This window comes from Streptomyces carpinensis (genome assembly GCF_002154505.1).
Classification (GTDB): domain Bacteria; phylum Actinomycetota; class Actinomycetes; order Streptomycetales; family Streptomycetaceae; genus Streptomyces; species Streptomyces carpinensis.
Genome location: NZ_MUBM01000758.1, coordinates 1 through 1,694 on the forward strand (window position 1 = coordinate 1; position 1,694 = coordinate 1,694).

Annotated in this window: 2 protein-coding genes; one reads left to right on the top strand and one right to left on the bottom strand. The window is 68.9% G+C overall.

Translation table 11 applies throughout. The features are described 5' to 3' along the window. Nucleotides 1-141: 141 nt before the first annotated feature. Complete coding sequence (locus tag BZY54_RS48575; RefSeq protein WP_086731592.1) at nt 142-705, top strand: hypothetical protein; 564 nt, start codon at nt 142-144, stop codon at nt 703-705. Nucleotides 706-1,340: 635 nt separating this feature from the next. Here BZY54_RS48575 and BZY54_RS48580 read toward each other — a convergent pair. Next, nucleotides 1,341-1,694: GNAT family N-acetyltransferase (locus BZY54_RS48580; RefSeq protein WP_143668470.1), on the bottom strand; the 354-nt coding region annotated here is incomplete at its 5' end.

Below are 1,694 nucleotides of genomic sequence, written 5' to 3' on the forward strand. Positions count from 1 at the left end.
GGCCCGGCCACCGTTGTTCCGTCGTAGAGAGGCTTCGTCTTGTTCCTTCGTCTGACCGCTGTTCGTGACCTTGATGGCGAACCGATCGCCACCGTCCATGCCCAGTTCGTCGGTGGTCACCGCCCGCACTCGTGGCTGATCATGTCCACCACTCCCGACGACGGTGACCGCAGTGACAACCCGACCGTCGACCTGTACCCCTACGGCCCGTTCACCACCGAAGACGGTGCACGCGACTGGGCAGGAGCCCACCTCGCCCCGTACGGGACCATCTACACCGTCGCCCCCGTGACCGTCCCCTACACCGACGCCGACATCGCCAGGGAGCTGGGCGAGCCGCTCCGCGTGTCCTCACGCCCGTACCCGGCTCGAGCCGCCACCCTCGGCCGCGAGAGCCAGGCCCATGACTTCACTCGCCTGCGTGTGGGCACCCGAGCCGAGACCACCCGCCGCGGCTTCACCGCCCGCGACATCACCCACCGGGAACTCGGCCCGGTCGTGGAACTCACCGCACTCGGCCCCGACCGCGAGGACCGGCACCGCGCCATCACCGCCGTCCTGTACACCCACTACCCCCGCTACACGGCCACCGACCAGGGAACCAGCCTGCTCGTACGGCGCCGCACCGACGCCGAACTCCACGCGCACGCCGACCAGGCCGCCACCGACGTCGCCCCGCACCTCGCCGCACTCGCCTCGAGCTGACCCCGCCCCGCTTGGCGTGCGGCCACCCGCCGCGCGCCGGCCGAGCGTTCCCTGGCCAAGGCGCGCACCGAGGCGTGCCCACCCCAGAGCACCCCCGCGTCCGGGTCTGTGCTGCCGGAACCACCTGCCGCACGACGGGTGTTGCGGGGCTTGCCTCATCCACGGCCACCGTCACCTCACCCGCCGCGGGGGCCCCGGCTCTGCACGCCGACACCAACCCCGACTCGCCGGCGCTGCACGACTACCCAGGCTCGGGCAGCACGCCCAACAACAGCAGAGGCACAGCCCACAGCGAGAACCACTCCTCCTACTCTGCACCCCAGGCGCCCCACAGCGAGTACGACTTCTCCTACGCGGCATCCCAGGCGCCCCACAGCGAGTACGACTTCTCCTACGCGGCACCCCAGGCGCCCCACAGCAAGGGCACCTCGTGGTGGAAGAGCAGCCTGGACTTCCTCGGCGATGCCGGAAAGTTCCTCTACGACGCGTCCGGGGCCTCAGACGTCGTCGGCTGCATCCAGAACCCGAGCTGGGGCGGCTGTACCAAGGCAGCCGACATGCTCGCCCTTACCATCGGCACCGGCGGCGAAGACGAAACTGCACGGATCCGTCCGCAAGGTCAAACGTCGGGCGTGTCAGAGCCGTATCGTGGTGAACAAGGTGGTCCCGTGTACCGCGTCCACTTCCTTCCGATCGGTCTCGGTGAACCCGACCTTGGCCAGCACTCTGCGAGAAGCGGTGTTCCAGTCCCAGACGGTGGCCCACAGATCTTCGTAGCCAGACGATCGTGCCCATTCCAGAACCGCCAACGAGGCCTCGGTCGCGTATCCCTGACGCCAGGTTCGGCGTAGCAGCTCGAATGCCAGTTCCGGTTCCCCTACCGCTCCTCGCCCGCTGTCGACCAGCCCGCAATAGCCGATGACGTCACGAGACGCCTTCCGTTCGACCGCCAGCAACCCGGTCGACCACACCTTGTTGGTGCGGATCGA

Bases quoted from the DNA above. Each gene is read 5' to 3' on its own strand.
- BZY54_RS48575 (WP_086731592.1), top strand. From the start codon at position 142: ATGTCCACCACTCCCGACGACGGTGACCGCAGTGACAACCCGACCGTC.